The organism is Aquabacter sp. DMC10 (assembly GCF_056314145.1).
Genome location: NZ_JBQUYX010000002.1, coordinates 104,648 through 129,127 on the forward strand (window position 1 = coordinate 104,648; position 24,480 = coordinate 129,127).

The 24,480-nt window shown below is 67.8% G+C and carries 21 protein-coding genes; 6 read left to right on the forward strand and 15 right to left on the reverse strand.

The annotated features are described in order from the left end of the window. Positions 1–3: 3 nt before the first annotated feature. The 4 genes from ACT54L_RS05295 to ACT54L_RS05310 form a co-directional block, all read right to left on the reverse strand. The gene (locus ACT54L_RS05295) at positions 4–678 is read right to left on the reverse strand and encodes a uracil-DNA glycosylase family protein (protein ID WP_476084507.1); all 675 of its coding nucleotides are present in this window, start codon (positions 676–678) and stop codon (positions 4–6) included. Beyond that, on the reverse strand, positions 671–1,414 hold the full coding sequence (locus ACT54L_RS05300; RefSeq protein ID WP_476084508.1) for an MBL fold metallo-hydrolase: 744 nt from the start codon (positions 1,412–1,414) through the stop codon (positions 671–673). Before ACT54L_RS05300 ends, ACT54L_RS05295 begins: the two co-directional genes overlap by 8 nt. A 3-nt stretch (positions 1,415–1,417) precedes the next feature. Then, positions 1,418–2,035, reverse strand: a complete 618-nt coding sequence (locus ACT54L_RS05305) for a glutathione S-transferase family protein (protein WP_476084509.1) — start codon at positions 2,033–2,035, stop codon at positions 1,418–1,420. Between the two features lie 75 nt (positions 2,036–2,110). Continuing rightward, positions 2,111–2,614: a thermonuclease family protein gene (locus ACT54L_RS05310; RefSeq protein ID WP_476084510.1), complete on the reverse strand. Its 504-nt coding sequence runs from the start codon at positions 2,612–2,614 to the stop codon at positions 2,111–2,113. A 408-nt stretch (positions 2,615–3,022) separates the two neighbouring features. On the opposite strand from ACT54L_RS05310, the gene ACT54L_RS05315 reads away from it, so the two are divergent. Next, on the forward strand, positions 3,023–3,895 hold the full coding sequence (locus ACT54L_RS05315) for a sensor histidine kinase (protein ID WP_476084511.1): 873 nt from the start codon (positions 3,023–3,025) through the stop codon (positions 3,893–3,895). Positions 3,896–3,898: 3 nt separating this feature from the next. Here the strand turns inward: ACT54L_RS05315 and cobT are convergent, their stop codons facing one another. The 9 genes from cobT to ACT54L_RS05360 form a co-directional block, all read right to left on the reverse strand. Continuing rightward, complete coding sequence (gene cobT / locus ACT54L_RS05320) at positions 3,899–4,933, reverse strand: nicotinate-nucleotide--dimethylbenzimidazole phosphoribosyltransferase (protein WP_476084512.1); 1,035 nt, start codon at positions 4,931–4,933, stop codon at positions 3,899–3,901. Positions 4,934–5,128: 195 nt separating this feature from the next. Continuing rightward, on the reverse strand, positions 5,129–8,332 hold the full coding sequence (locus tag ACT54L_RS05325; RefSeq protein WP_476084513.1) for an efflux RND transporter permease subunit: 3,204 nt from the start codon (positions 8,330–8,332) through the stop codon (positions 5,129–5,131). 13 nt (positions 8,333–8,345) lie between these two features. Further along, a complete protein-coding gene (locus ACT54L_RS05330) occupies positions 8,346–9,518 on the reverse strand; it encodes an efflux RND transporter periplasmic adaptor subunit (protein ID WP_476084514.1) in 1,173 nt (390 codons plus the stop codon). A gap of 235 nt (positions 9,519–9,753) precedes the next feature. Continuing rightward, on the reverse strand, positions 9,754–11,316 hold the full coding sequence (gene murJ, locus ACT54L_RS05335) for a murein biosynthesis integral membrane protein MurJ (RefSeq protein WP_476084515.1): 1,563 nt from the start codon (positions 11,314–11,316) through the stop codon (positions 9,754–9,756). Positions 11,317–11,538: 222 nt separating this feature from the next. After that, positions 11,539–12,687 (reverse strand): DegT/DnrJ/EryC1/StrS family aminotransferase, encoded by a 1,149-nt coding sequence (locus ACT54L_RS05340; protein WP_476084516.1) that lies wholly within the window; start codon positions 12,685–12,687, stop codon positions 11,539–11,541. 23 nt (positions 12,688–12,710) lie between these two features. Further along, positions 12,711–13,703 (reverse strand): Gfo/Idh/MocA family protein, encoded by a 993-nt coding sequence (locus ACT54L_RS05345; RefSeq protein WP_209099738.1) that lies wholly within the window; start codon positions 13,701–13,703, stop codon positions 12,711–12,713. Between the two features lie 235 nt (positions 13,704–13,938). Then, positions 13,939–14,577, reverse strand: a complete 639-nt coding sequence (locus ACT54L_RS05350) for an outer membrane protein (protein ID WP_476084517.1) — start codon at positions 14,575–14,577, stop codon at positions 13,939–13,941. A gap of 692 nt (positions 14,578–15,269) precedes the next feature. Further along, positions 15,270–15,965 (reverse strand): outer membrane protein, encoded by a 696-nt coding sequence (locus ACT54L_RS05355; protein ID WP_476084518.1) that lies wholly within the window; start codon positions 15,963–15,965, stop codon positions 15,270–15,272. A 206-nt stretch (positions 15,966–16,171) separates the two neighbouring features. Then, positions 16,172–16,795, reverse strand: coding sequence for an outer membrane protein (locus tag ACT54L_RS05360; protein ID WP_476084519.1), 624 nt, complete (start codon positions 16,793–16,795; stop codon positions 16,172–16,174). A 257-nt stretch (positions 16,796–17,052) separates the two neighbouring features. Between ACT54L_RS05360 and uvrC the strand changes: the two genes are divergently transcribed. The 5 genes from uvrC (at position 17,053) to ACT54L_RS05385 (ending at position 21,854) form a co-directional block, all read left to right on the forward strand. Beyond that, a complete protein-coding gene (gene uvrC, locus ACT54L_RS05365; RefSeq protein WP_476084520.1) occupies positions 17,053–19,116 on the forward strand; it encodes an excinuclease ABC subunit UvrC in 2,064 nt (687 codons plus the stop codon). Between the two features lie 91 nt (positions 19,117–19,207). Further along, the gene (pgsA, locus tag ACT54L_RS05370) at positions 19,208–19,846 is read left to right on the forward strand and encodes a CDP-diacylglycerol--glycerol-3-phosphate 3-phosphatidyltransferase (RefSeq protein WP_476084521.1); all 639 of its coding nucleotides are present in this window, start codon (positions 19,208–19,210) and stop codon (positions 19,844–19,846) included. Further along, positions 19,843–20,094 carry a molybdopterin converting factor subunit 1 gene (moaD, locus tag ACT54L_RS05375; protein WP_476084522.1) on the forward strand — a complete coding sequence of 84 codons (252 nt, stop codon included), beginning with the start codon at positions 19,843–19,845 and terminating at the stop codon, positions 20,092–20,094. Before pgsA ends, moaD begins: the two co-directional genes overlap by 4 nt. 4 nt (positions 20,095–20,098) lie before the next feature. Next, complete coding sequence (locus ACT54L_RS05380; protein ID WP_476084523.1) at positions 20,099–20,602, forward strand: molybdenum cofactor biosynthesis protein MoaE; 504 nt, start codon at positions 20,099–20,101, stop codon at positions 20,600–20,602. Between the two features lie 49 nt (positions 20,603–20,651). Then, a complete protein-coding gene (locus ACT54L_RS05385) occupies positions 20,652–21,854 on the forward strand; it encodes an alpha-hydroxy-acid oxidizing protein (RefSeq protein WP_476084524.1) in 1,203 nt (400 codons plus the stop codon). A 9-nt stretch (positions 21,855–21,863) separates the two neighbouring features. On the opposite strand, the gene dctA is transcribed toward ACT54L_RS05385, so the two are convergent. Then, a complete protein-coding gene (gene dctA, locus ACT54L_RS05390; RefSeq protein WP_476084525.1) occupies positions 21,864–23,174 on the reverse strand; it encodes a C4-dicarboxylate transporter DctA in 1,311 nt (436 codons plus the stop codon). Further along, positions 23,171–24,478 carry a cation:dicarboxylate symporter family transporter gene (locus ACT54L_RS05395; protein WP_476084526.1) on the reverse strand — a complete coding sequence of 436 codons (1,308 nt, stop codon included), beginning with the start codon at positions 24,476–24,478 and terminating at the stop codon, positions 23,171–23,173. Before ACT54L_RS05395 ends, dctA begins: the two co-directional genes overlap by 4 nt. Positions 24,479–24,480: the final 2 nt, after the last annotated feature.

The following is a 24,480-nucleotide window of genomic DNA, read 5'->3' on the forward strand; positions in this document are numbered from 1 at the left end:
CTTTCAGCCCCGGGGCGCCTCGCGCGGGCGCAGAAATTCACGAATATCTGCCTGAAGTTCCGGCACCAATTCCGCGTCGAACCAGGGGTGGCGCTTCAGCCAGCCCGTGTTGCGCCAGGACGGATGGGGCAGCGCATAGACCCGCGTCCCTCCCGCCTCGCGCACCTGCCGCCACTGGGCCACCGTCTCGGTCAACCCCTTGCCGAGAAGATGGCCAAGGCCCAGTCGCTTGAGATGATAGGCCTGGGCCGGGCGGCCGATGGCGAGCACCAGGTCGAAGGGCGGCAACGTGGCGAACAGCCGGTCATGCCAGAGCAGCGCGCACTCCCGTCGCGGCGGCAGGTCGCCGCCCGCCGCATCCTGGCCCGGGAAGCAGAAGCCCATGGGCGCGATGGCAATGCGGGCCTCGTCATAGAAGACGGCCTTGTCCACCCCCATCCAGGCCCGCAGGCGATCGCCCGAGGCATCGGTGAAGGGCAGGCCGGACAGATGCACCTTGGTGCCCGGCGCCTGACTCGCCACCAGGATGCGGGCGGTGGACGAGACCCGAAGGACGGGGCGTGGCTCATGGGGCATGGGCGCCCCCAGCGGCGCCTCCATGCAGACCCGGCAGGCCCGGATGGCGGCGACCAGGTCCGCCAGACGCTCCGCCCCGTCCCGCCCGCGGTCCTCAGACATCAAGGACGAGGCCGTCCCGCGCCACCAGGAAGCGGGCGGCGTCCACTTCCGCCCGGTGGGCCCACATCTCGTCGCTCATGTGGGTCAACAGGATCTGCCGGGCGGAGAAGCCATCGCCATGGGCCGCGATGGTCTGGTAGGCCATATGCCCGGTGGGCGCGCCATCATAGCGGTAGCATTCGCAGATGAAGAGGTCCGCCTTCTCAGCCACCTCGAACAAAACGGGCGTCCAGGCGGTGTCACCGGAATAAGCGAGCGTCTTGCCCAGCCCCTCGAACCGCACCGCGGTGGAGGGCGCACCGGAGGAATGCAGCACCGGCGTGGTCAGAAGGCGGAACGGGCCCACCTCAGCCGGCGTGCCGGGCTCCACCTCTTCCACGGACCAGTCGAAGCGCCAGCCATTGGTGCCGATGCCGGGGTAAAGCGCTTCCATCAGCACATGGAGGCGCGCCTGCGTGCCCGGGGGGCCGAAGATGCGCAAAGGCCGCGCGCGCCGGGCGCCCATCTGGCCGTCGAGAATGAGGAAGGGCAAGCCGCCGAAATGGTCGCCATGGAGATGGGAGAGCACCACCGCATCCAGCTCCTCGACCTTCAGGCCGAGGCTCTTGCATCCAAGCTGGGCGCTCGCGCCATAGTCGATGGCCATGCGGAAGCCATTGGCCTCCACATGAAAGCAGGTGGTGCCCCGGCCGCCGGAGCAGAAGGCATCCCCCGATCCGACCACCGTCACCCGCATGCCTCAGGCTCCCGCCTTGGCGGCCGGGCGGGCGGAGACCTGCGCGCGCCAGCGCCCCACATGGACCATCTCCTCGGGCACCGCGATCCGGGCCGCGCGCATGAAGTCGATGGCCACGATTGCGGTGATGTCGGCCACCGTGAAACGATCGAGGGCAATATAGGCCTGGTCGGCCAGGTGGCGATCCAGGAAGCCGAGGAAGTTCATCACCTTGGCCTTATTGGCCTCGCCCCATTCCTTGACCTGCGGCACTTCCCGCTCGGCCATGGCGGGGTGGAGATGGCGGAAGGCGAATTGCACCGCCTGCATCAGCTCGATCTCCGCCTGACGCTGCCACATCTCCACCAAGCCCTGCTCGCGCGGCGTGGTGCCGAACAGGTTCGGCTCCGGCTGAAGCGCCTCGAAATAACGGCAGATGGCGATGGATTCGGCAATGTGGGTGCCGTCGTCCAGCTCCAGCACCGGCACCTTGGCGCGCGGATTGATGCGCAGGAAGGCCTCGCCCAAATGTTCCTTGCCGGCCAGGTCCACCATCACCTCGGGCACGGATATGCCCTTCTCGGCGAGGAAGAACTGCACCCGGCGGGGGTTGGGCGAGCGGGCGGAGAGATAGAGCTTCATGGTCCGGCGTTTCCTCGCATTTTGTCGCCGACAGACCATGATGCGCCCATCGCGTCAAGGCGCCTGCCGCCGTCCTCAGGGACCGGCGGCATGGGCGGCGCGCCAATCCGCCGGGCGCTGGAATGGGCCGGACCAGATGCCCCGGCCCCTGGCCTGGGCTTCCGACTGAAGCGTCTTGTAGCCGCGCCCGCTGGCGGCCACCGCCAAACCCGAGGTCACCATGTCGGCGGCAAGATCGATGGCGCCCTCCCCCTGCCCCACCGAGCACATGGCCACCAGACGCCCGTAGCCATCGTGCCGGTTGCCCCGGCAGGTCACGATCTTGCCGCGCACCAGGCTTGCCAGATGGGTGCGCGCCTCCGCGCCGCAGGGCCAGATGGCCACGTCGGTGCCGCAGGTCTGGCCGAATTCGGGGGCATCAATGCCGGACAGGCGCACCCGCTGGCCGACAATCTCCAGCGTGTCGCCATCCACGGCCCGCGCCGGTCCCACCGCTTCGTCGGCCCGCGTGAGCAGGCGCGCCAGGCCGGCAAGGGCCGCCAGGACGAGAATGGCCGTGACGAGATCGCGCGTGGACATCCCACTGACGTGCCATCCTTCTTGTTTGTATGCAATCGGCTGGTGCGCCGGGATCGCCGTTCGTGGCGGCCGCCGGCGGATTCCCGGGCATGAGACCCCGCGAGGGCGCTGCGTTCGCTCCTTGTTAACCTTCTGCTAACCCTCTTGCCGCAGGAGTCGGGGTCATCCTCATGCGGACGGACTCACCCCTCCGCCGGGGCGCGGAACGCAAGGGCCATGGATCGACCCTTACCCTCTGGCGACCGGCACGCCCTGCCCCCTGAACCGGTGGCACGGGCGCAGGACCACGGATTCGCCCTGCCCGCTCCGCCCGCCCCGCTCTCGTGCCTGATGCTTCCTGCTCTGTGGGCAGCAGCCGCCGTGTCGGGCTTCGCATCTTTTGGCGCGGAGGTAGAGCCGGGGGCGCGGATGCTGCTGGCCTGCGCGGCCGCAGCCCTGGCCGGCGCTGCCACCTATGTCCACCGGCTGCGCCGGCGAATGGCGCACCTTGAGGCACAGGCGCACGCCCGGCATCGGGCATTGGAGGACGCGCTCTCTGCACTGAGGCAGGCGGAGGGCGAGAATGCCGCCAAATCGCGCTTCCTCGCCGAGATGAGCCACGAATTGCGGACCCCGCTGAATTCCGTCATCGGCTTCTCGGAAATGATGGCCGACGAAGTGCTCGGCCCCCACACCGTCCCGGCCTATCAGGGCTATGCGCGGGACATCCACACCTCCGGCCGTCATCTCCTGGCGCTGGCCGACGACATCCTGGATCTCGCCCGCATCGAGACCGGCCACCGGACCTTGCTGGAGACCGCCGTCTCGCTCGGCCCGCTGATGCAGGATTGCGCGCATATGATGCGGCTGGCTGCGGCCGAGCGGGGGGTGGCGCTGGCCTTCGGCGAGGAGGACAGCGCCCCTCGGCTATGGGCCGACGAGCGGGCCATGCGGCAGATCACGTTGAACCTGCTGACCAATGCGGTGAAATTCACCCCCGCCGGCGGCGAGGTGCGCCTGACCGCCGGCGTGCTGCCCGCCGGCGAGCCCTTCATCCGCGTGGAGGATACCGGGCCCGGCATCGGCGATGCGGAGCTTCCGCTCACCGGAGCCGCGCGCTCACGAGAGAGCACCACCGACCCGGTCAGCGGCCGCGGTGCTGGCCTGGGCCTCGCCATTGCCCGTGGCCTTGCGGACCTTCATGGCGCGCGCCTCGCCCTCACGCGCCGGCCGGAAGGCGGCACGCGGGCGCAGATCGCCTTTCCCGCCTCCCGCCGGCTTCCCACCCGCGCGGGGGGATGAGGCTCAGTCCTTGTCGGAGACGCCGGCGTCCGCGAAGGTGCCCATGCCCTTGTGGCAGGCCACCGCCGCCTTGATGAGCCCAACCGCCAGCGCGCCGCCCGAGCCCTCGCCAAGGCGCATGCCGAAATCCAGCAGCGGGCGCAGGCCCAGATGGTCGAGCAGGGCGCGATGGGCCTTCTCGTCGGACACATGGCCGGCCAGGCAATGGTCGAGCGCGCCGGGATCGAGGGCCTGGAGAATGGCGGCGGCGGCGGTCACCACATAGCCGTCCAGGATGACGGGCACGCGCTCATGCCGGGCCGCCAGGATCGCCCCGGCAATGGCCGCCAGTTCCCGGCCGCCGAGACGGCGCAGGATTTCCAGCGGATCGCCGCCGCTGGCGGGCCCATGGAGCGCCACCGCCGTGCGCACCGCCGCGATCTTGCGCTCCAGCACCGCGCCGGTGGCGCCCGTGCCGGCGCCCACCCAGTCCTGCGCCGTGCCACCATAGAGGGCATGGCAGATGGCAGCGGCCACCGTGGTGTTGCCGATGCCCATCTCGCCGAGGATCAGCACGTCCGCCCCGCCAGCAATGGCCTGCATGCCAAACGCCATGGTGGCAGCACAGGCCCGCTCATCCAGCGCCGCCTCGCGGGTGATGTCGCCGGTGGGCAGGTCCAGGGCGAGGTCGAACACCCGCAGGCCCGCATCGAAGGTGGCGCAGATCTGGTTCACCGCGGCCTTGCCGGCGGTGAAGGCGTCCAGCATCTGCCGCGTCACTTCGGAGGGATAGGGCGACACGCCATGCGCGGTCACCCCATGGGTGCCGGCGAACACCGCCACCATGGGCCGGTCGGCGGTGGGAATGCCCTTGCCCTGCCAGGTGGCCAGGTGAATGGCGATCTCCTCCAGCCGCCCCAGAGCGCCCGGCGGCTTCAAGAGCTGCGACTGGCGGTCCTCCGCCAGGACGCGAGCGCCGATGTCCGGGCCGGGCATGGTGGCGACGAGGTTGCGGATGTCGTCGAAGGGCAGGCCGGACGCATTGGGCGGGAGGGACATGAAAAAGCTCGCAAGCGGGATCGGTCGGGCGCGCCCGAGAGCCGCGCCGCTGTTCGGCCGCAGAACTGCACCGCGCCAAGGAGACGGTCAAGGGAGACGGTCAAGGGAGGTGGTCGGTGAGGGGCCGGAAAGCAAACGTCCCGCCCCGGAGGCCGGGGCGGGACGCTGAAGATTGCAGGGAGGGCGTGCGGCCGACTATTCGGCCGGCGCGATGTAATCCCCCTGCGGGCGATGGTCGTCGTCCGCCTTGCCGGCCGCCTTGTCCTTCCGCTTGGCCCCGAAGGACGCGATCCAGCGGGCAAACACATAGAAGACCGGCGTGAAGATCAGGCCGAACACGGTCACCCCGATCATGCCGGAGAACACCGCCGTGCCCAGCGCCTGGCGCAGCTCGGCGCCCGCGCCCACCGCCCAAACGAGCGGGACCACGCCCAGGATGAAGGCCAGCGAGGTCATGACGATGGGCCGCAGGCGCAGGCGCGCCGCTTCCACCGCCGCTTCCCGGCGCCCCTGCCCCTGGTCTTCCAGCTGCTTGGCGAATTCAACGATCAGGATCGCGTTTTTCGCCGCCAAGCCGATGAGCACCACGAAGCCCACCTGGGTGAGGATGTTGTTGTCCATCCCGCGCAGGATCACCCCGCCCAAGGCAGCCACCAGGCACATGGGCACGATGAGAATGACCGCCAATGGCAAGGTCAGGCTCTCATACTGCGCCGCCAGCACCAGGAAGACGAACACCACGCCCAGCGCAAAGGCGAAGATGGCGGTGTTGCCGGCCCGCTGCTGCTGGTAGGCCAGCGCCGTCCATTCATAGGCGAAGCCCTGGGGCAGCACCTGGGCGGCGAGGCCTTGCATGATCTGCATGGCCTGGCCCTGGGAATAGCCCGGCGCCGGCGAGCCATCGAGCTCCGCCGCCGGATAGAGGTTGTAGCGGGCCACGCGGTAGGGCCCCGTCAGGTCATGCATGGTCGTGAACGAGCCGAGCGGCACGGTCTCGCCACTGGCGTTGCGCACCCGGATCTTCAGGATGTCGTTCGGGTCCATGCGGAACGCCGCATCCGCCTGCACCTGCACGCGGAAGGTGCGGGTGAAGAGGTTGAAGTCATTCACATAGGTGGAGCCGATATAGGTCTGGAGCGCGGCGAACACATTCGCCATGTCCACCTGCAGCAGCTGCGCCTTGGCCCGGTCGATGTCGAGATACATCTGGGGGGTCGAGGTCTCGAACAGCGAATAGACCTGCATCAGGCCCGGCGTCTGGGCCGCCGCACCCATCATGGCATAGGTGGCGTTCTGGAGCGCCTTGTAGCCGGCGCCCGTACGGTCCTCCACCATCATGCGGAAGCCGCCGGCGTTGCCGATGCCCTGCACGGGCGGCGGCTGCACCACAATCATCATGGCTTCCTGAATGGAGGCGAGCTTGCCGAACAACTGCCGCTGCACAGCCCCCGCCGAGCGCCCGGGATCATCCTGACGCTGGCTGAACGGCTCTAGGATGACGAACATGGCGCCCGCATTGGGAGCATTGGTGAAGGTGGCCCCTGAGAAACCGGCGATGTTGACGATATGGCCAACACCGGGCGTGCCCAGAACCAGATCGGCGGCGCGCTGCATCACCGCTTCCGTGCGCTGCATGGAGGCGCCGGGCGGCAATTGGGCGACCACGATCAGATAGCCGCGATCCTGCTGCGGGATGAAGCCCTGGGGCGTCGACACAAACAGATGCCCGCCGAAGGCCAGGATGCCCGCATAGACCACCAGCACAAGAGCCACCACCCGCACGAGGCGCGAGGTGAGCCAGGCATAACCATTGCCCAGCCCCTCGAAGCCGCGATTGAAGATGCGGAAAAAGCCATGGAGCGGCCGGGCGTACCAGGCCACTTTGTGGTTCTCGCGATGGGGCTTGAGCAGCACCGCGCACATGGCCGGCGACAGGGTCAGCGACACCAGGAGCGAGATCAGGGTCGAGCCCGCAATGGTCAGGCCGAACTGGCGATAAAACTGGCCGGAAATGCCGGTGATGAAGGCGGTGGGAATGAACACCGAGGCCAGCACCAGCGAGATGGCGATCAGCGCCCCGCCCACCTCGTCCATGGTGCGGTAGGCCGCGTCCCGCGGCGAGAGACCCGCCGCGATATTGCGCTCCACATTCTCCACCACCACGATGGCGTCATCGACCACGATGCCGATGGCCAGCACCAGTCCGAACAGCGACAGGTTGTTCAGCGAGAAGCCGAACAGAGACATGAAGAAGAAGGTACCCACAAGCGAGATGGGGATGGCGAGGATGGGGATGATCGCCGCCCGCCAGGTCTGCAGGAACAGGATCACCACCAGAACCACGAGCACGATGGCCTCGCCGATGGTGTGGATCACCGCCTCGACCGACTGCTGGATGAACTCGGTGGGGTTGTAATAGATGGCGTACTTCACGCCGCTCGGCAGTTCCTGGCCGAGGCGCTGCATTTCCTTGACGATGGCGTTGCCGGTGGCGAGCGCGTTGGAGCCCGGCCGCTGGAACACGCCCAGCGAGATGGACAGGTCCTTGTCCAGGTAGGAGGTGGACGAATAGTCCTGGGCGGAGATCTCGACCTTGGCCACGTCCTTCAGCCGCACCAGGGCGGTGTCGGTCTGCTTGATGACCACATTGCCGAATTGCTCGGGGTCCGACAGGCGGCCCAGCGTGCGCACCGCCACCTGGAAGGCGCGCTGGTCCGGCACGGGCGGCTGGTTGAGCACGCCGGAGGCCACCTGCACGTTCTGGGCGCGCAAGGCGGTGACCACGTCGCCGGCCGTGAGGTTCAGCTCCTGGAGGCGGGTCGGGTCCAGCCAGACCTGCATGGCATAGTCGCGGCCGCCGAACACGGTGATGGAGCCCACGCCGTCAATGCGCGAGAGCACGTCCTTGATCTGGACGTTGGCCACATGGGACAGGAAGAGCGGATCGCGGCTGCCATCGGGCGAGTAGAGCGACACCACCAGCATCAGGTCCGGCGAGGACTTGGCGGTGACGACGCCCACCTGCTGCACCTCGGAAGGCAGGCGCGGCGTGGCGATGGCGACGCGGTTCTGCACCTGCACCTGGGCGATGTCCAGGTTGGTGCCCAGATCGAAGGTCACCGCGATGGAGAAGCGGCCGTCGGCGGTGGAATTGGAGGAGATATAGATCATCCCCTCCACACCGTTGATCTGCTGCTCGATGGGCGCCACCACGGTCTCGGCCACGGTCTCGGCGCTGGCGCCGGGATATTGGCCGGTCACGTTGATGACGGGCGGGGCGATCTCGGGATATTGCGCGACCGGCAGCCGCACATAGGTGACCGCGCCCAGGATCAGCACGACGATGGAGACCACCCAGGCAAAGATCGGGCGGTCGATGAAGAAATGGGACAAGCGCATGGTGCGGTCCCCCTCACTTGGCCTGGGCCGAGGGCGCCGCGGCTGGCTTTTCCTCCTGGGGGGTGACCTTGACGCCCGGGCGCACGCGCATCAGGCCGTTGACCACCACCACGTCGTCGGGCTTCAGGCCGGACTTGATGACACGCTGCGCGCCATCCAGCGGGCCGAGCACCACGGGGCGCACCTGCACCACATTCTCGGGGCCGACCACATAGACGAACTTCTGGGTCTGCTCGCTGCCGATGGCGGTGTCGGGGACGGTGAGCGCCTGATAGGGCTGGGACGCGGCCACCCGGACGCGCCCGAACATGCCGGGGCGGAACAGGTCCTTGGCGTTCTCGAACACGGCCCGGCCGCGAATGGTGCCGGTCGCCCGGTCCACCACATTGTTCAGGAAGTCCATCTTGCCGTGGTAGGGCCAGCCCTTGTCGTCGATCAGCTTGAGGTCGACGGTCGAGCCGCTCGTGTCCGCGCCGTTCAGGAGGCGCTGGTAGCGCAGGAAAGAGGTCTCGTCGAAGGTGAACTCGAAATAGATCGGATCGGTGGAGACAATAATGGCCAGCAGCGTCGGCGAAGCGCCCGTGCCACCCACCACATAATTGCCCACGGAAACCTGTCGATCGCCAATGCGGCCGGAAACGGGGGCGCGCAATTCGGTGAACTGAAGATCCAGCTTGGCCTGGGCCACAGCCGCCTCCTGCGCCTGCACGGTGGCGGCGGCGGTGCGCTGGGTCTGGGTGCGCTGGTCGAAGGTCTGCTTGGAGATGGCGTTGGAGGTCTTGTCCTCGATCAGCGTCCGGGCGCGCTCGAGGTCAGTGGTGGCATAGTCCAGATTCGCCTTGGCCTGGGCCAGATTGGCTTCCGCCTGCTGGAGGGCGATCTTGTAGGGCCGCTGGTCGATGGTGAAGAGGAGGTCGCCCTCCTTCACCAACTGGCCGTCGGTGAAGCTGATCTTGTCCAGATAGCCGTTCACGCGCGCATTCACCGACACCCGGTTGATGGCGGCGAAGCGGCCGACATATTCGTCATAGTCGGTGATGGAGCGCGTCTGGGGCTTGGCCACCGTGACGGTGGGCGGAGGCGGCGCAGCCTGCTGCTGTTGCTGCGGCTGGCCGCAGGCGGCAAGCGCGAGAACGGAAGAGACGGCAAACGCTGTGATCGCAAAGCGATGCGGCTGGACGGACATAGAGTGCTCCGACAGGGCGACTTAAGGCGCGCCCTTTCATTGTCAGGGCGAAGAACGGCGCTTCCCGCAACCGACGAGCCGTTTGCCACAGCCGCTCGCATAGCACAGCCGTGTGCGATGCAAAATCCCTAACGACATCTTCCAAGGCAACTGAATCGCCAATGCGGCCGTTAAACGGTGCATGACGCTAGGTCACGTCTGCGTCATCCCCGCCATCGGGCACCCCCTTGCGGGACTATGGTGCCGCCGGCGGCGGCGGAGCACCACCGCGCCGGCGCAGCAGCGGGGCCAGGAAGCGGCGGCCGAAGAAGGCGACCACCATGGTCACATAGGCCAGCCCCCCCGCCAGAACCACCATCAGGAATACAGCTTCCTCCCGCCACGCCGACAGATGGGCCGCGATAGACCGCGCCAGCGGATCGGCGCCCAGCAGCACGCCGGCCAGCACCATGCCGCAAGCGCCAAGGCGCGCCAGATTGCCCGGCAGGCGCAAGTCGCCCAGCGGCAGGCCGCGCCGGCGGGCAAAGAGGATGAGGAGGCAGAGATTGATCCAGCCGCCGATGGCCGTGGCCAGCGCCAGCCCCACCTGCGCCAGCGTGCCCATGAGCGCGAATTTCAGCGCCACATTGATGGCAACGGCGGTCAGGGACGCGATCATGGGGGTGGTGGTGTCGCCCCGGGCATGGAAGGGGGCGATGAAGGCCCGCAGCACCACGAAGGCGATCAGGCCCACGCCATACGCCTGGAGCGTGGCCGCCGCCTCGGCCGCGTCGCCGCGCGTGAAGGCCCCGCGCGCGAACAGGGCCCGCATGGTCAGGTCGGGGATCAGCAGGGCCGCCACCACGAACGGCAGGGAGAGCAGGATGGCGAACTCGATGGAGCGCGCCTGGGCGTGGGCCGCCCCCGCATCATCTCCCGCCGCCAGGCGCCGCGACATCTCCGGCAGGAGGACCGTGCCGATGGCAATACCCACCACGCCGATGGGCAACTGATTGATGCGGTCGGCATAATAAAGCGCCGACAGCGCGCCGGAGGGCAGGAAGGTGGCGATGATGGTGTCTGCGAACAGCGCGATCTGAACGCCCGCCGAACCGATGATGGCCGGCCCCAGTGCCTTCAGGAACTGCCGCGTGCCGGGATCCAGGCGCGGTCGCCCGAAGCGCAGGCCGATGCCGCTGCGCTCGGCATCCCAGCCCACCAGCATGACCTGCCCGATGCCGGATAGCAGCACGCCCCAGGCCGCGGCATGGCCGGCGGTGGGGAAGGCCGCGGCGGAGAGCAATGTGCCGATCATGCAGACATTCAGCAGGATGGGCGAGGCGGCCGCCATGGCGAAGCGGTTCGAGGCGTTCAGCGCGCCGGACATGAGCGTCGCCACCGAAATCAGCGCCAGATAGGGAAATGTGATCCGCGTGAGGGCGATCGCCAGCTGGAATCGGTCCGGGTCCTCCTTGAGGCCCGGCGCCAGCAGGCCGACAAAATCGGCGGTAAAGCCCAGCGCCAGGGCCAGCAGAACCGCATGCACCAGCGCCATGGCGGTGAGAATCTCGTCCGCGAAGGCCCGCGCGGTGGCAACGCCGCCCTGCTCGCGCAGCCGGGAGTATGTGGGCACGAAGGCCGCGTTGAAGGCGCCTTCCGCGAAAATGGCACGGAAATGATTGGGTAGGCGGAAGGCCACCAGGAAGGCATCCGCGACCGGCCCGGCGCCGAGCACGGCCGCCATCACCACGTCCCGCACGAAGCCGGCGAGGCGGGAAAGCAGGGTCAGCCCGCCGACGGAGAGGATGCTCTTGAACATGGGCCTAAAGAATCGACCAGGGAGCCGGCAGGCTAGTGCACGATCCCCTGCGATTGTATCGCAAACTGACGCCAAGCCCCGGCGAGCGGCCTGGCCCTGCCCCCGCAGGCATGGAACGGGCGGACACACGCTTTCATGAAAAAGGGCCAGCCTGTGCCAGGCTGGCCCCTTCAACCTCTTGCCGTACCCTGTCGCAGCGGCAAACCGGCGGCGCTTGCCCCCTCAAGCGGCCAGCGCGCGGCGCACCGCCGCGACGATGCGATCCTGCGTACCCTCGTCGAGATAGGCATGCATGGGCAGGCTGATGACTTCCGGGCAGAGCGCCTCCGCCACGGGGGCGGCATCGCTCGGGAAGTGGCTGTAGGCCGGCTGGCGGTGCATGGGGATGCGATAATAGACGGCGGTGGGGATGCCCTCCTTCTTCAGGGCATCGGCGAGGCCATCGCGCCGGCCGGGGGCGAGGCGGATGGTGTATTGTGCCCAGATGGAGGTGGCGCGGGGGTCCACCACGGGCACGGTCGCCACATCGCCCAGCATCTCATTGTAACGGACGGCCACCCGGTCGCGGGCGGCGATCTCGTCCTCGAAAATGTCGAGCTTTTCAAGGAGGACCGCGGCCTGGATGGTGTCCAGGCGAGCGGTCATGCCGATGCGCACATTCTCATACTTGTCCGTGCCCTGGCCGTGCTCGCGCACGCTCTTGAGCACGCTTACGAGGTCGGCGTCATCGGTGAAGATGGCGCCGCCGTCGCCGTAGCAGCCCAGCGGCTTGGCCGGAAAAAAGGAGGTGGCGGTGGCATGGCCGATGCTGCCGGTGCGCTGGCCGCGCCAGGTGGCGCCGAAGCCCTGGGCCGTGTCGCACAGGACCTTGAGGCCATGGGCCTCAGCCACCGGCAGGATGGCGTCATAATCGGCTGCCTGGCCGAACAGGTCGACGGGGATGACCACCTTGGGGGTCAGGCCCTTGGCCTTGGCGATCCCGATGGCGCGCTCCAGCGAGGCCGCATCCATATTGAAGGTATCAGGCAGCACGTCCACGAACACGGCGGTGGCGCCCACCCACGGCACCACTTCGGCGGTGGCGCAGAAGGTGAAGGCCGGGCAGAAGACCGCATCCCCCGCCTTCACGCCCCAGGCCATGAGCAGCATGGCCAGCGCGTCCGTGCCGCTGGAGCAGGAGACGGCATATTTGGCGCCGGCGAAGGCGGCGAGCTGTTCCTCCAGCATCGCCACTTCCGGACCGTTGATGAAGCGGCAGCTTTCCAGCACCGAGGACACCGCGCGGTCGATGCGCGCGCCGAGCCGGGCACGCTGGGCGGCCACGTCGATAAAGGGAATGGGAGCCATTTGCGAGGTCACGTGGGAGGTCATGAAATGTCCCTTGAAAACGGCGGTCAGCCCGCCGCCCGCAGGCGGTCGGCGCGCAAGGTGGCCTCGGCCCGTTCGGCGAGGCATTGAATGGCGATTTCCAGGCTGGCGACGCCCTCGTCCCCCGACACCATGGGCGGCTTCTTGGTGCGGACCGCCTCGACGAAATTCTCAAGCTCCGAGCGCAGCGGCTCCGAATAGGCCACCGGCAGGTGGCGCATGGAATAGGAGCCGTCCGGGCGATAGTCGAAGCACTCGGTCACCTGCCGGGTGAGCAGGTCGCCCATGACGTATTTCTTGCGGGTCGCCACATGCACCGTGCGCGCCTTGAAGGGCGTCAGCCAGTTGGTGTTGATGTGGGCGAGCACGCCGGAGGCGGTGCGGAACTGAAGCAGCGCGATGTCCTCGCGCTCGGCCATGGCGCTGGAGGTCTGCGGCTGCACCTCGACAATGTCGGAACCGGTGAACCAGCGGATGAGATCGATGTCGTGCACGGCAAGGTCGATCACCACGCCCACATTGGACATGCGCGGCGGGAACGGCCCCACCCGCGTGATGGCGATGGAGAGCAATTCCTCATCGCGGATGGCGTTCTTGACCGTCTGCACCGCCGGATTGAAGCGCTCCACATGGCCGACCATGAGCGTCACGCCCTTGGCGCGGGCGGCCGACACGATCTCGCGCCCCTCCGCCACGGTGGAGGCCACCGGCTTTTCCACCAGGACGGACACGCCGGCATTGATAACGTCGAGCGCCACAGGGTGATGCAGATGGGTGGGTGCAGCCACGATCACCGCGTCGAGGCCAAGATCCAGCAGCGCGCGGTGGTCGCCCACCGCCTTGCAGCCGAGGAAGCCCGCCACTCGTTCCGCCTGGGCCTGGTCGGGGTCAGCCACCGCCACAAGCTCCACCCCAGCCAGCTGGGAGAGAACGCGGGCGTGGTTGGAACCCATGATGCCGATGCCCGTGACCCCGATCCGCACCGGGGGGCGATCCAGCGAAGCCGAATCGTGCGCCATTTGAGCCTCACTCCTGATGTGCGGAACGCGTCTATCACGGGACACGGGGCGGATGCGAGGCAACAGGGTGAACGGGATACCTCCCGCCCTTCAACAATTGCGTCGCCATATTACGGCCCAGCCGCAGCGTTGGTCATAAGCATGCAAACGAAAACGCGCGAGCCCCGGTGTGAGGCCCGCGCGCAGCAGATCGCTGTCCGTCGGCCCGGAGGGCCGCCGACCGGCGGTGTAAGGCTCAGAACTTGTAGTTCACGCCCACGCGGGCGGTGCTGGCCGCAATGCCGGCGTCACCGATATTGTCGTAGGTCTTCTTGCCGAGATCCACGTAGAGATATTCCGCACGCGCGGTCCAATTGTTGGTGATGGCGTATTCGAGGCCACCGCCCACCGTCCAACCCACATGGGTGTTGGAATCGCTATAGCCGAAATCATTGATGGTGTTCTTGCCGTAGGCCATACCACCGGTGACATAGGGCAGGAACCGGTCATAGGCATAGCCGAGGCGGGCACGCACCGTGCCGAAATAGTCCAGCTTGCTGTTCACGCCATTGGCGCTGCCGGAGATGTCGCTGCCCTGGAGGTCGGCTTCCACACCCACCAGCACGTTGTTCTGGAACTGGTAGTTGTAGCCCACCTGGCCGCCGCCGAACCATCCGTCGGGCGATACGCCATAATAGTCGGCCGCGCCCTTGCCGGAGCCCCAGGCATAGCCGGCATTGGCACCGATATAGAAGCCGGTCCAGGAGAAGACCGGGGTTGGCGCCACCACTTGGGCCTTGACCGGATAGGATTGCGGCTTGGCGAGATCCGCTGCCATGGCGGGCGCAGCCACCATTGCGCCCAGAAGGGCGCCGGAAACGAGAACCGACTTCATGTTCGTCTACCTCACTTGACTCAGAAGGCCAAGCGGACCGGCCGGAGCCGTGGAGCCCGAGGGCTCCCACCACGTGCCACTTGCCGCTTTGACCACTGGCGTCCCGGGTCCGAAGATCCAGCAACGGCCACACAGGCGGCCTGCGGTTCCAATGACTAAGGCCCCGCATGCGTTCCTGATCGTCGCAAATGTGATGGGCAAGACGGGCCGGGTGGTGGCGCAGAAAAGGCAATCCGATGGCGCGCCAGAGGTGTCTCAATGGCAACCCGAACGCCCTTCCCGCTTCGGCATGACCTTGGGAAGACCCTGACTTTCCAATGACTTGAAGGGATGAGCCGGCGGCCTCGCCCCGCTCGGCGCCGAGGCACCCGGTCGGCCACACCGCATCTTTCCGCCGCCACGGGATTTCCCCATGCGCTCCTCAGTGCGGGCCCATTCGGGGTCTGTCATGGAGGGATGAGCCGGTCTGCCTCGCCACCTTCATCGCTCGACCCGGTGCCGACGATCCGCCTTCGCGCCGCGGAGGTGTCCTGGCGGGACGCGAGAGCGCCCAGCACGTACAGGCCCGGCGGTGCCGGGTCGGGGCCGGGGAGAGACTCATGACGCGCCGCAACATGAGTCGCGGGAGCCAAAAAGCAGAAAGGCCCCGGGCTTTCGCCCAGGGCCTTCCCAAAAGGGTCCTGATCGGAAGATCAGAACTTGTAGTTCACGCCCAGCTTCACGATGTTCAGGTTCGTGTCGGCGCTGATGGAGCCGAGGGTCGCCGGGATGGTGTAGGAGTTGCTCTGCAGATCGATGTACTGATACTCGAGCTTGGCAGTCCAGTTGTTGGTGAAGGCGTACTCGACGCCGCCGCCGATGGTCCAGCCCCAGTTGGTCTGCGAGGTGCTGACGCCCCACACGTTGCCGAAGTCGTGGTTGGCGTAAGCCGCACCAGCGGTGATGTAGGGCAGCACGCGGTCGAAGGCGTAGCCGAGGCGGCCACGGATCGTGCCGAAGTAGTTCACCGAGGCATTGGCCACGCCGTTGCCGTTGCTGAGCACCACCGAGTTGGAACCCATGGAGGTCCACTCGATGTCGGCTTCGAGGCCGAGCACCACGTTGTTGGCGAACTGGTAGTTGTAACCAGCCTGCAGACCGCCGAGGAAGCCGTTGCCGCTGCCCACGGAGATGGAGGTGGGGGTCACGCCGTAAACGGGAGACACGTTCAGGGAGTTGTCAGCCCAGCCCCAGCCGATGTTGCCACCGATGTAGAAGCCGGTCCAAGAGAACACCGGGACCACCGGGGCCACGGCCTTGACCGGGTACTTGGTGGCGAGATCGGCCGCAGAGGCGGCGCCGCCGAGGAGAGCCAGGGCAGAGACCCCGGCGAGAGCGCGCTTCAACATGGTTACACCCTTTGTTGCGATACAAAACTCGATGACCAGGACCATACATCGGGTCAGGCGGCCCGTCTGTAACCTGTCTGCAACACCGCCGGAAGAAAACCCGGCGAGATTGTGACATTGAGCCTACATCGGAACACAATTCGAGACAAGTTCCATGGCCCAGACGAGGTCACAAGGCTTTTACTGCCCCGAGGCAGCTTAAGAGTTCAGAAACGATAGTTCATACCTGCCCTAACGATATTCCCGTCAAACCCGAGCGTGGCAGGACCAAGCAGGGAAGAGTAAGTAGAACTACCCATATCGACATAAAGATACTCGGCACGGGCGCTCCAATTGCGATCAAGCGCGTATTCCGCGCCCGCTCCAATTGTCCAGCCCGTCTGAGTCTGGCTGTTGCTCAGCCCCCAAACTTCATACTGACCTTGCCCGTAGGCGAAACCGAGGGTTCCGTAAGCCAGAATACGTTCAAAGGCGAAGCCGGCACGGGCTCTTACCGTACCCAGGTAAGTGGTACTGAAGGCGCCGGCGCTGATATTGCCCCAATCGAAATCCGTCTCAATGCCCAGCACGAACGGCGAACCGGCGAATTGCCAGTTATAGCCGGCCTGGAGGCCACCGATGAATCCGCTGGGAGAATAGGTGCCGGAGCTGCCCCAACCCCACCCCGCATTGGCGCCGATATAGAATCCGGTCCAGGACATGGGCGGCGGCGCTGCCGCATAGCCATAGCCGTAGCCGGTATTCATGTCGGCGGCCCCTGCAGGCACCGCGAGGGCGCCCAGCATGGCGAGCCCTGCCACGGCAGACGCCGCATTGGCTTGGATCTTCATCCTCAACACTCCTCGCTCGCTGCCGCAGCCGTGGCTGCGCGCTGCCTTCTCCACTAAGGGGAAATGGCAAATGAAGTCTGGCGGCTCCCGCGCGACCCGCTGCAAATGCTGGAAATGGTCAATGAAGGGTGAAGGCCCCCTCCCGGCCTCCGCTCCCGCGGTGCCAGAGCGATTCCCTGCCGATTCTCCCGCCCGCCCCTTTGCGGATTGCGCACGCCCCCTGGCCCCGGCCGGCCCGAATGCCTAACTTCCCGGCCATGACCCCTCGCTCCGCCGCCTCGCGCCCCGCCCAGGACCTGCCCGATACCCCGCCCGACCTCGCCGCCGCCGAGGAGTTGGACGACGACGCCCTGCTGCCGCAGATGGGAGAGCCGGAGGAAGAGGTGGCCGAGGGTCCGCTGGCCACCGGCCGCGCTGCGATTCTCGCCGCAGTGCGGCATGCGCCCAGCGGCCCCGGCGTCTATCGCATGATCGGTGCGGACGGTGGCGTGCTCTATGTGGGCAAGGCCAAGAGCATCAAGAAGCGCGTGCTCAGCTACACCCGCCCGGTGGGCCATACGAATCGCATCGCCCGCATGATCGCGGCGACGGTGTCCATGGAGTTCGTCTCCACCCGCACGGAGCCGGAAGCGCTGCTGCTGGAGGCCAACCTCATCAAGCAGCTGAAGCCGCGCTTCAACGTGCTGCTGCGGGACGACAAGTCCTTTCCCTACATCTTCATCAGCGCCGACCATGAGGCGCCGCAGATCCTTAAGCATCGCGGCGCGCGCAACCGGCCGGGGGCCTATTATGGGCCGTTCGCCAGCGTGTGGGCGGTGGATCGCACCATCAATGCGCTGCAGCGCGCCTTCCTGCTGCGCTCCTGCTCCGACAGTTATTATGAGAATCGCTCCCGCCCCTGCCTCTTGTTCCAGATCAAGAGGTGCGCCGGCCCCTGCACGGGCGAGATCGCGCCGCCCGACTATAAGGTGCTGGTGGACGAGGCCCGCGCCTTCCTGGCTGGCCGTTCCCGCGCGGTGAAGGAACAGCTCGCCCACGAGATGGAGGAGGCGGCGGAGGCGCTGGAGTTCGAGCGTGCGGCGCGGCTGCGCGATCGCCTCGCCGCCCTCTCAGCCGTGCAAGGCAGCCAGGGAATCAATCCCCGCTCGGTGGAGGAGGCGGACGTGTTCGCCTGCCACCAGGAGGGTGGCGCCACCTGCATCGAGGTCTTCTTCTTCCGCACCGGGCAGAATTGGGGCAACCGCGCCTATTATCCCCGCGCCGACCGCTCGCTCACGGAAGCGGAGGTGCTGGGCGCGTTCCTGTCGCAATTCTATGATGACAAGCCCTGCCCGCGCCTCGTGCTCATCAGCCACGAGGTGGAGGAGCAGGCGCTCATCGCCGAGGCGCTGTCGGAAAAGTCCGGCTTCAAGGTGGAGGTGGCCTGTCCCCGGCGCGGCGAGAAGAAGGATCTTGTCGACCACGCCTTGCAGAATGCCCGCGAGGCGCTGGGCCGGAAGCTGTCGGAGACCGCCACTCAGGCCCGCCTGCTGGAGGGCGTCGCCGCCGCCTTCCGCCTGCCCGCCCCGCCCCGACGCATCGAGGTCTATGACAATTCCCACATCATGGGCACCAATGCGGTGGGCGGCATGATCGTGGCGGGGCCGGAAGGCTTCCTGAAGAGCCAGTACCGCAAGTTCAACATCAAGTCGTCCGACATCACCCCCGGCGACGATTTCGGCATGATGCGGGAGGTGCTGACCCGCCGATTCTCCCGCCTGCTGAAGGAAGCCCCCCGCGCACCCGCCCCGGTGCCCGAAGCCGGCCCCGACTCCACCGGGGTCGCGCCGGCACCGGAGCCCCCCGCCAGCGAAGACACCTCCCCCTGGCCCGACCTGGTGCTCATCGATGGTGGACAGGGCCAGATGAGCGCGGCCCGCGCCGTGATGGCGGAGCTCGGCATCACCGACGTGCCCATGGTGGGAATCGCCAAGGGCGTCGACCGGGAGGCGGGGCGCGAGCAATTCTTCGTGGAGGGCGTGCCGCCCTTCCGCATGGAGCCGCGGGACCCGGTGCTTTATTTCATCCAGCGCCTGCGGGACGAAGCCCACCGCTTCGCCATCGGCTCGCACCGGGCGCGGCGCAAGAAAGACATCACCGATGCCGGCCTCCAGGCCATCCCCGGCGTGGGGCCGAGTCGAAAGCGCGCCTTGCTGCGCCATTTCGGCACCTTGAAGGCCATCGAGCGGGCCTCGCTCGCCGATCTCGAGCAGGTGGATGGAATCAACGCCTCGACGGCACTGGCCATCTACGGCTATTTCCACGAGCAGCCGCAATCGTGACGCGCGCCTCGACCCCGCCCGTTTTCTTCGGCATGGTCCCGCACGCCGCGATCCTGCCGCAGCCCTTTTGACCGCCAGAAGACTGATTGCCATGGCCGAAGCCGCAACCCGCCCCTCTGGCACCCCCAAGCCCCGCAACGAGCGCCGACTGGCCTTGTCGCTGCCCAATCTCCTGACCTATGCGCGCTGCGCCGCCGTGCCCATGGTGGCGGCCTGCCTGTTCTGGTCGGACATTTTCCATGGCGGGGAATGGCTGCGCTGGGTAGCGCTGGGCCTGTTCATCGCCGCCGCCGTGACCGATTTCTTCGACGGCTATCTCGCCCGTGCCTGGTCGCAGCAATCGGCCATCGGGCGCATGCTGGACCCCATCGCCGACAAGCTCCTGGTCTCCACTTGCCTTTTGATGCTGGCCTCCGACGGCACCATACGCGGCTGGTCGCTGTGGGCGGCCGTCGTCATCCTGTGCCGCGAGATCCTGGTCTCGGGCCTGCGGGAATTCCTGGCGGAGCTGCGGGTCTCCGTGCCGGTCTCGCGGCTCGCCAAATGGAAGACGACGCTGCAACTGGTGGCGGTCGGCTTCCTGCTGGCCGGGCCGGCGGGCGATGCGATTCTGCCCGGCGTCAGCTTTGTGGGCTTGAGCCTGCTGTGGGTCTCGGCCGTGCTGACGCTTTACACCGGCTACGATTATTTCCGCGCCGGCGCCCGGCACCTGGTGGAGGATGACGCGTGAAGATCCTCTATTTCGCCTGGCTGCGCGAACGGGTGGGACTGGCGCAGGAGGACGTATCCCCTCCCCCCGAGGTGCGCACCGTGGCCGATCTTGCCCGCTGGCTGGCGAGGCAGGACGAGGCCCATGCCCATGCCTTCGAGAAACCTGACGTGGTGCGCGCGGCCATCGACCGGCGGCATGTGAAGCCGGACACCCCCATCGGCACGGCGCGGGAGATTGCCTTTTTCCCGCCCATGACCGGAGGCTGACGCCGTGACCTCGGCCCTGCCCTTTTCCGTCGCCATCCAGGCCGAGCCCTTTGACGTGGCGGCGGAGATCGCCGCGCTTTCGGGCTCCGGCGAGGTGGGCGCGGTGGTCTCCTTCACCGGCCTGTGCCGGGCCGATCCCCCCGATGCCACGGGCGGCGCCCCGCTCACCGCTTTGGTGCTGGAGCATTATCCCGGCATGGCGGAAGACGAGATCGCCCGTCATGTGGAAGAGGCGCGCAGCCGCTGGCCGCTCCAGGGCGCGCGGGTCATCCACCGCTTCGGCCGCATCGTGCCCGGCGAACAGATCGTGCTGGTGGTGACCGCCTCCGCCCATCGCGAAGCCGCCTTCAACGCCGCCGCTTTTCTCATGGACTGGCTGAAGACCGACGCCCCCTTCTGGAAGAAGGAAGAGCGCGGCACCGCCGGGGACTGGGTGGCCGCCAAGGCCAGCGACGACAGGGCCGCCGCCCGCTGGCAGGCGGCGCCGGGCGGGCCGGACAAAAGATGAAGCCCTGAGACGCACGATCATCGCAGGGGGCGGCGGAGCGGAGGGGGAAATGTTTCCAACGCGGCGGACGATCCTGGCTGGTTCCCTTGTCACCGCCGCCGCAGCCTTGAGCGGGGCAGGATCCGCCCGAGCCGGGGCGCCACCAACCGGCGCGGGCGAGACGGTGCGGGCCACCTATCTGCGGCCCTACAAGGCCGGCACCCACATTGGCCCCCTGGACATCCCCGATCTCGAACGGCTGGAGGCCATGGCGCGCCCCGCCATCCCCAAGGGCGCGTTCGACTTCTTCGCCCATGGCGCGGGCGGCGAATGGACCCTGCGGGAGAACCGCCTCGCCTTCGAGCGGCTGCCCATTCTGCCGCGCGTGCTCACCGACAAGGGACCGCCGGACCTCAGGACCTCCCTCCTCGGCATCCCCCTCGCCTCCCCGATCCTCCTGGCGCCCATCGGCCTGCAGGGCCTGGCCCATGTGACGGCGGAAGCGGGCACGGCGCGGGGTGCGAGCACGTCCGGCACGCTGATGACGGCAAGCACCGTCAGCACCCTCTCGCTGGAGCAGATCGCGGCGGCCACCCCCGGGCCGAAATGGTTCCAGCTTTACCTGATGAAGGATCAGGGCTTCAGCCGCGCCCTGATCCAGCGCGCCAGGACGGCGGGCTATCGCGCCATCGTGCTGACGGTGGACACCACCGCCACCGGTGACCGGGAATGGGACGGGATGGACCGGTTCCGCTTTCCCGTCGGCTTCGGCAATTTCGCGGGCCGGCCGGGAGGGGCCAATATCGAGGCGCTCAATGGCGCGTTCGCCGTGCGCATCGGCCCGGAGGCGGTGGAGTTCGTGGCGAAGGAGAGCGGGCTGCCCGTCGTCGTGAAGGGCATCCTTCATCCCGAGGATGCCCGCCGGGCCATCATCGCGGGCGCGTCGGCCATCCAGGTGAGCAATCACGGCGGGCGCCAGTTGGACGGCAGTCCGGCCACCATCTCCGCCTTGCCCGCCATCGCCGAGGCCGTGCAGGGGCGCGTGCCCATCATTCTCGACAGCGGCGTGCGGCGCGGGCAGGACGTGTTCCGTGCGCTCGCGCGCGGGGCCGACGTGGTGGGCCTCGGCCGCCCCTATATTTACGGCCTGATTCTGGGCGGGGCGGGCGGCGTCTCGTCGGTGATGGGCGTGATCGAGCGCGAGCTTGCCATCGTCATGCAATTGGCCGGCACCAATAGCGTGGACGAGATCAAGGCGCTACGGGGCGGTTGATCGCGAGGATCAGGCCGCCGCCCGCTCCCCCGTCGCCGGGACCCCACCCTCCCCGTCCAGCGCCGCCCTGAGGCGATCCATGTCCAGGGCGCCTTCCCACCTGGCCACCACCAGGGTCGCCACCGCATTGCCGATCATGTTGGTGGTGGAGCGGGCTTCCGAGAGGAAGCGGTCAATGCCGAGAATGAGGGCGATGCCGGCCAGCGGCAGGTCCGGCACCACGCTCAAGGTGGCGGCAAGCGCGATGAAGCTCGACCCGCTCACCCCGCCCGCCCCCTTTGACGTCAGCATGGCCACCGCCAGCAGCCCGGCGAGCTGGCCGAACGACAGGTGCGTGCCGGTCGCCTGGGCGATGAACAGGATGGCGAGGGTGAGATAGATGTTGGTGCCGTCGGAATTGAAGGCATAGCCGCCGGGCACCACCAGGCGCACCACCGCCGGACGCGCGCCCGCCTGCTCCAGCTTCGGGATCAGGCCCGGCAGGGCGCTCTCCGCGCAGGAGGTGCCGATCACCAGCAGGATCTCGTCCTTGATGTAACGCAGCAGCTTGAAGATGGAAAAGCCGCACAGCCGGGCGACGGTGCCGAGCACCAGCACGATGAAGGCGATCTCGGCCAGATAGAGCGTGCCGATGAGGAGCAGCAGGCTGCCGATGGCGTGCCAGCCGAACTTCCCCACCACGAAGGCCATGGCCCCGAAGGCGCCGAGCGGCGCGGACAGCATGACGAGGCGCGCGAGGGCGAAGACCAGCCCCTCCAGCTTCTGCATGGCGCGCAGCAGGGGCTCCCCGGCCGGTCCCAGGCGCAGCAGCGCGAAGGCGGTGAGAAGCGAGACGAACAGCACCTGCACCATGTCGCCGGAGGTGAAGGCACTCACCAGGGTGGTGGGAATGATGGCCAGCAGGAAGCCCGCCACCGTGTGCTGGGCGCTGGCATCCACGTAAGGCGCGACTTCCGCCATGTCGAGGGTGCGCGGGTCCACCTGGAAGCCGGCGCCCGGCTGGATCAGGAAGCCCACGGCCAGCCCGATGAACAGGGCGAAGGTGGACATGCCCTCGAAATAAAGCAGCGCCTTGCCGCCGATGCGCCCCATGGCCGCCTCGCCCCGGCTGCCGGCAATGCCGACCACCAGCGTGCAGATCACCAGCGGATCGATCACCATCTGCACCAGCTTGATGAAAGCCTGGCCGAGCGGCTCCATGGCGGCGCCGAAGCCGGGGGCGACGAGCCCCACGCCCGCCCCCAGCAGCGCCCCCACCAGGACCTGCATATAGAGCGAGCGGTGCCAGCCGGTCCGGCGGGGCGCAGCCGAGGCGCTCATGTCGGCCGCCCCGTGCCGAGCACCGCCTCGAAGCGGGCGGGGTCATAGCCCCTGTCCCAGCGGGCCACCACCACCGCCCCCACCGCATTGCCGATGACATTGGTGAGGGAGCGGCCGGTGTTGAGAAACCGGTCCACCCCCAGCAGCAGCGCGATGCCGGCGGCGGGAACGGCCGGCACGATGGCGAAGGTGGCGGCAAGCGCGATGAAGACGGAGCCGGGAATGCCCGGCATGCCGCGGGTGGTCAGCATGGCGGTGGCCAGCAGCGCCACGATCTGGCCGGCGGACAAGGCCGTATCGGTGGCCTGGGCGATGAAGAGGATGGCCAGCGTCATATAGATGTTGGTGCCGTCCAGGTTGAAGGAATAGCCCGCCGGCACCACCAGGCTCACAACCCCCTTGGAGACCCCCGCCTCCTCAAGCCGCCGCATGGTGCCCGGCAGGGCGCTTTCCGAGCAGGCGGTGCCCAGCACCACGAACAATTCCTCCTTCAGCAGGCGCAGCACGGCGAAGAGGCTGAAGCCGCAGGCCCGTGCCACCGCCCCGCACACCACCAGCACGAACAGGAGCTGGGTACCATACATGGCCCCCGCCAGCCACAGGAACGGCACCAGGACGGCGACACCATATTTGCCCACGACGAGGGCCATGGCGCCGAACGCGCCCAAAGGCGCCACCGCCATCACCAGGGTGACCAGCTGGAAGATGAGATCCTGGAGGTGGCGCAGGCCCCGCAGCAGCGGCGCGCCGGCCGCGCCAAGCCGCGCCAGGGCGAAGCCGCACAGGAGCGAGACGAACAACACCTGGAGCATGGTGCCCTGCGCCAGCGCCCCCACCAGCGTTTCGGGGATGATGCCGAGGAAGAAGGCCGCAGGCCCGGTGGCCTTCGCCTGCGCCGCGAAATCCCGCACCAGCGCCGGGTCCAGGGTGGCGGCGTTGATGTGGAGCCCCTCCCCCGGCCGCAGCCACAGCCCGGCCGCAAGGCCGAGAATCAGCGCCAAGGTGGACATGATCTCGAAATAAAGCAGCGCCCCGCCGCCGAGCCATCCCACCTTGCGGGCATCGCCCAATTCCGCGATGCCGAGCGTCAAGGTGCAGAACACCACCGGCGCCACCACCAGATGGAGCATGCGCACGAACAGGTCCGCCAGTGGCCCCAGTGCCGCGCCGAAGCCGGGCAGCAGCGCCCCTGCCAGCACACCCCCGACCGCCCCCAGCAGGACCAGCACGGGAAGGCTGCGCCAGCGCGGCAGGGCCCGGCGTGCTCCGGCCTTTGGCTCGGAGAGGGGGACGGGTGCGTCCATGG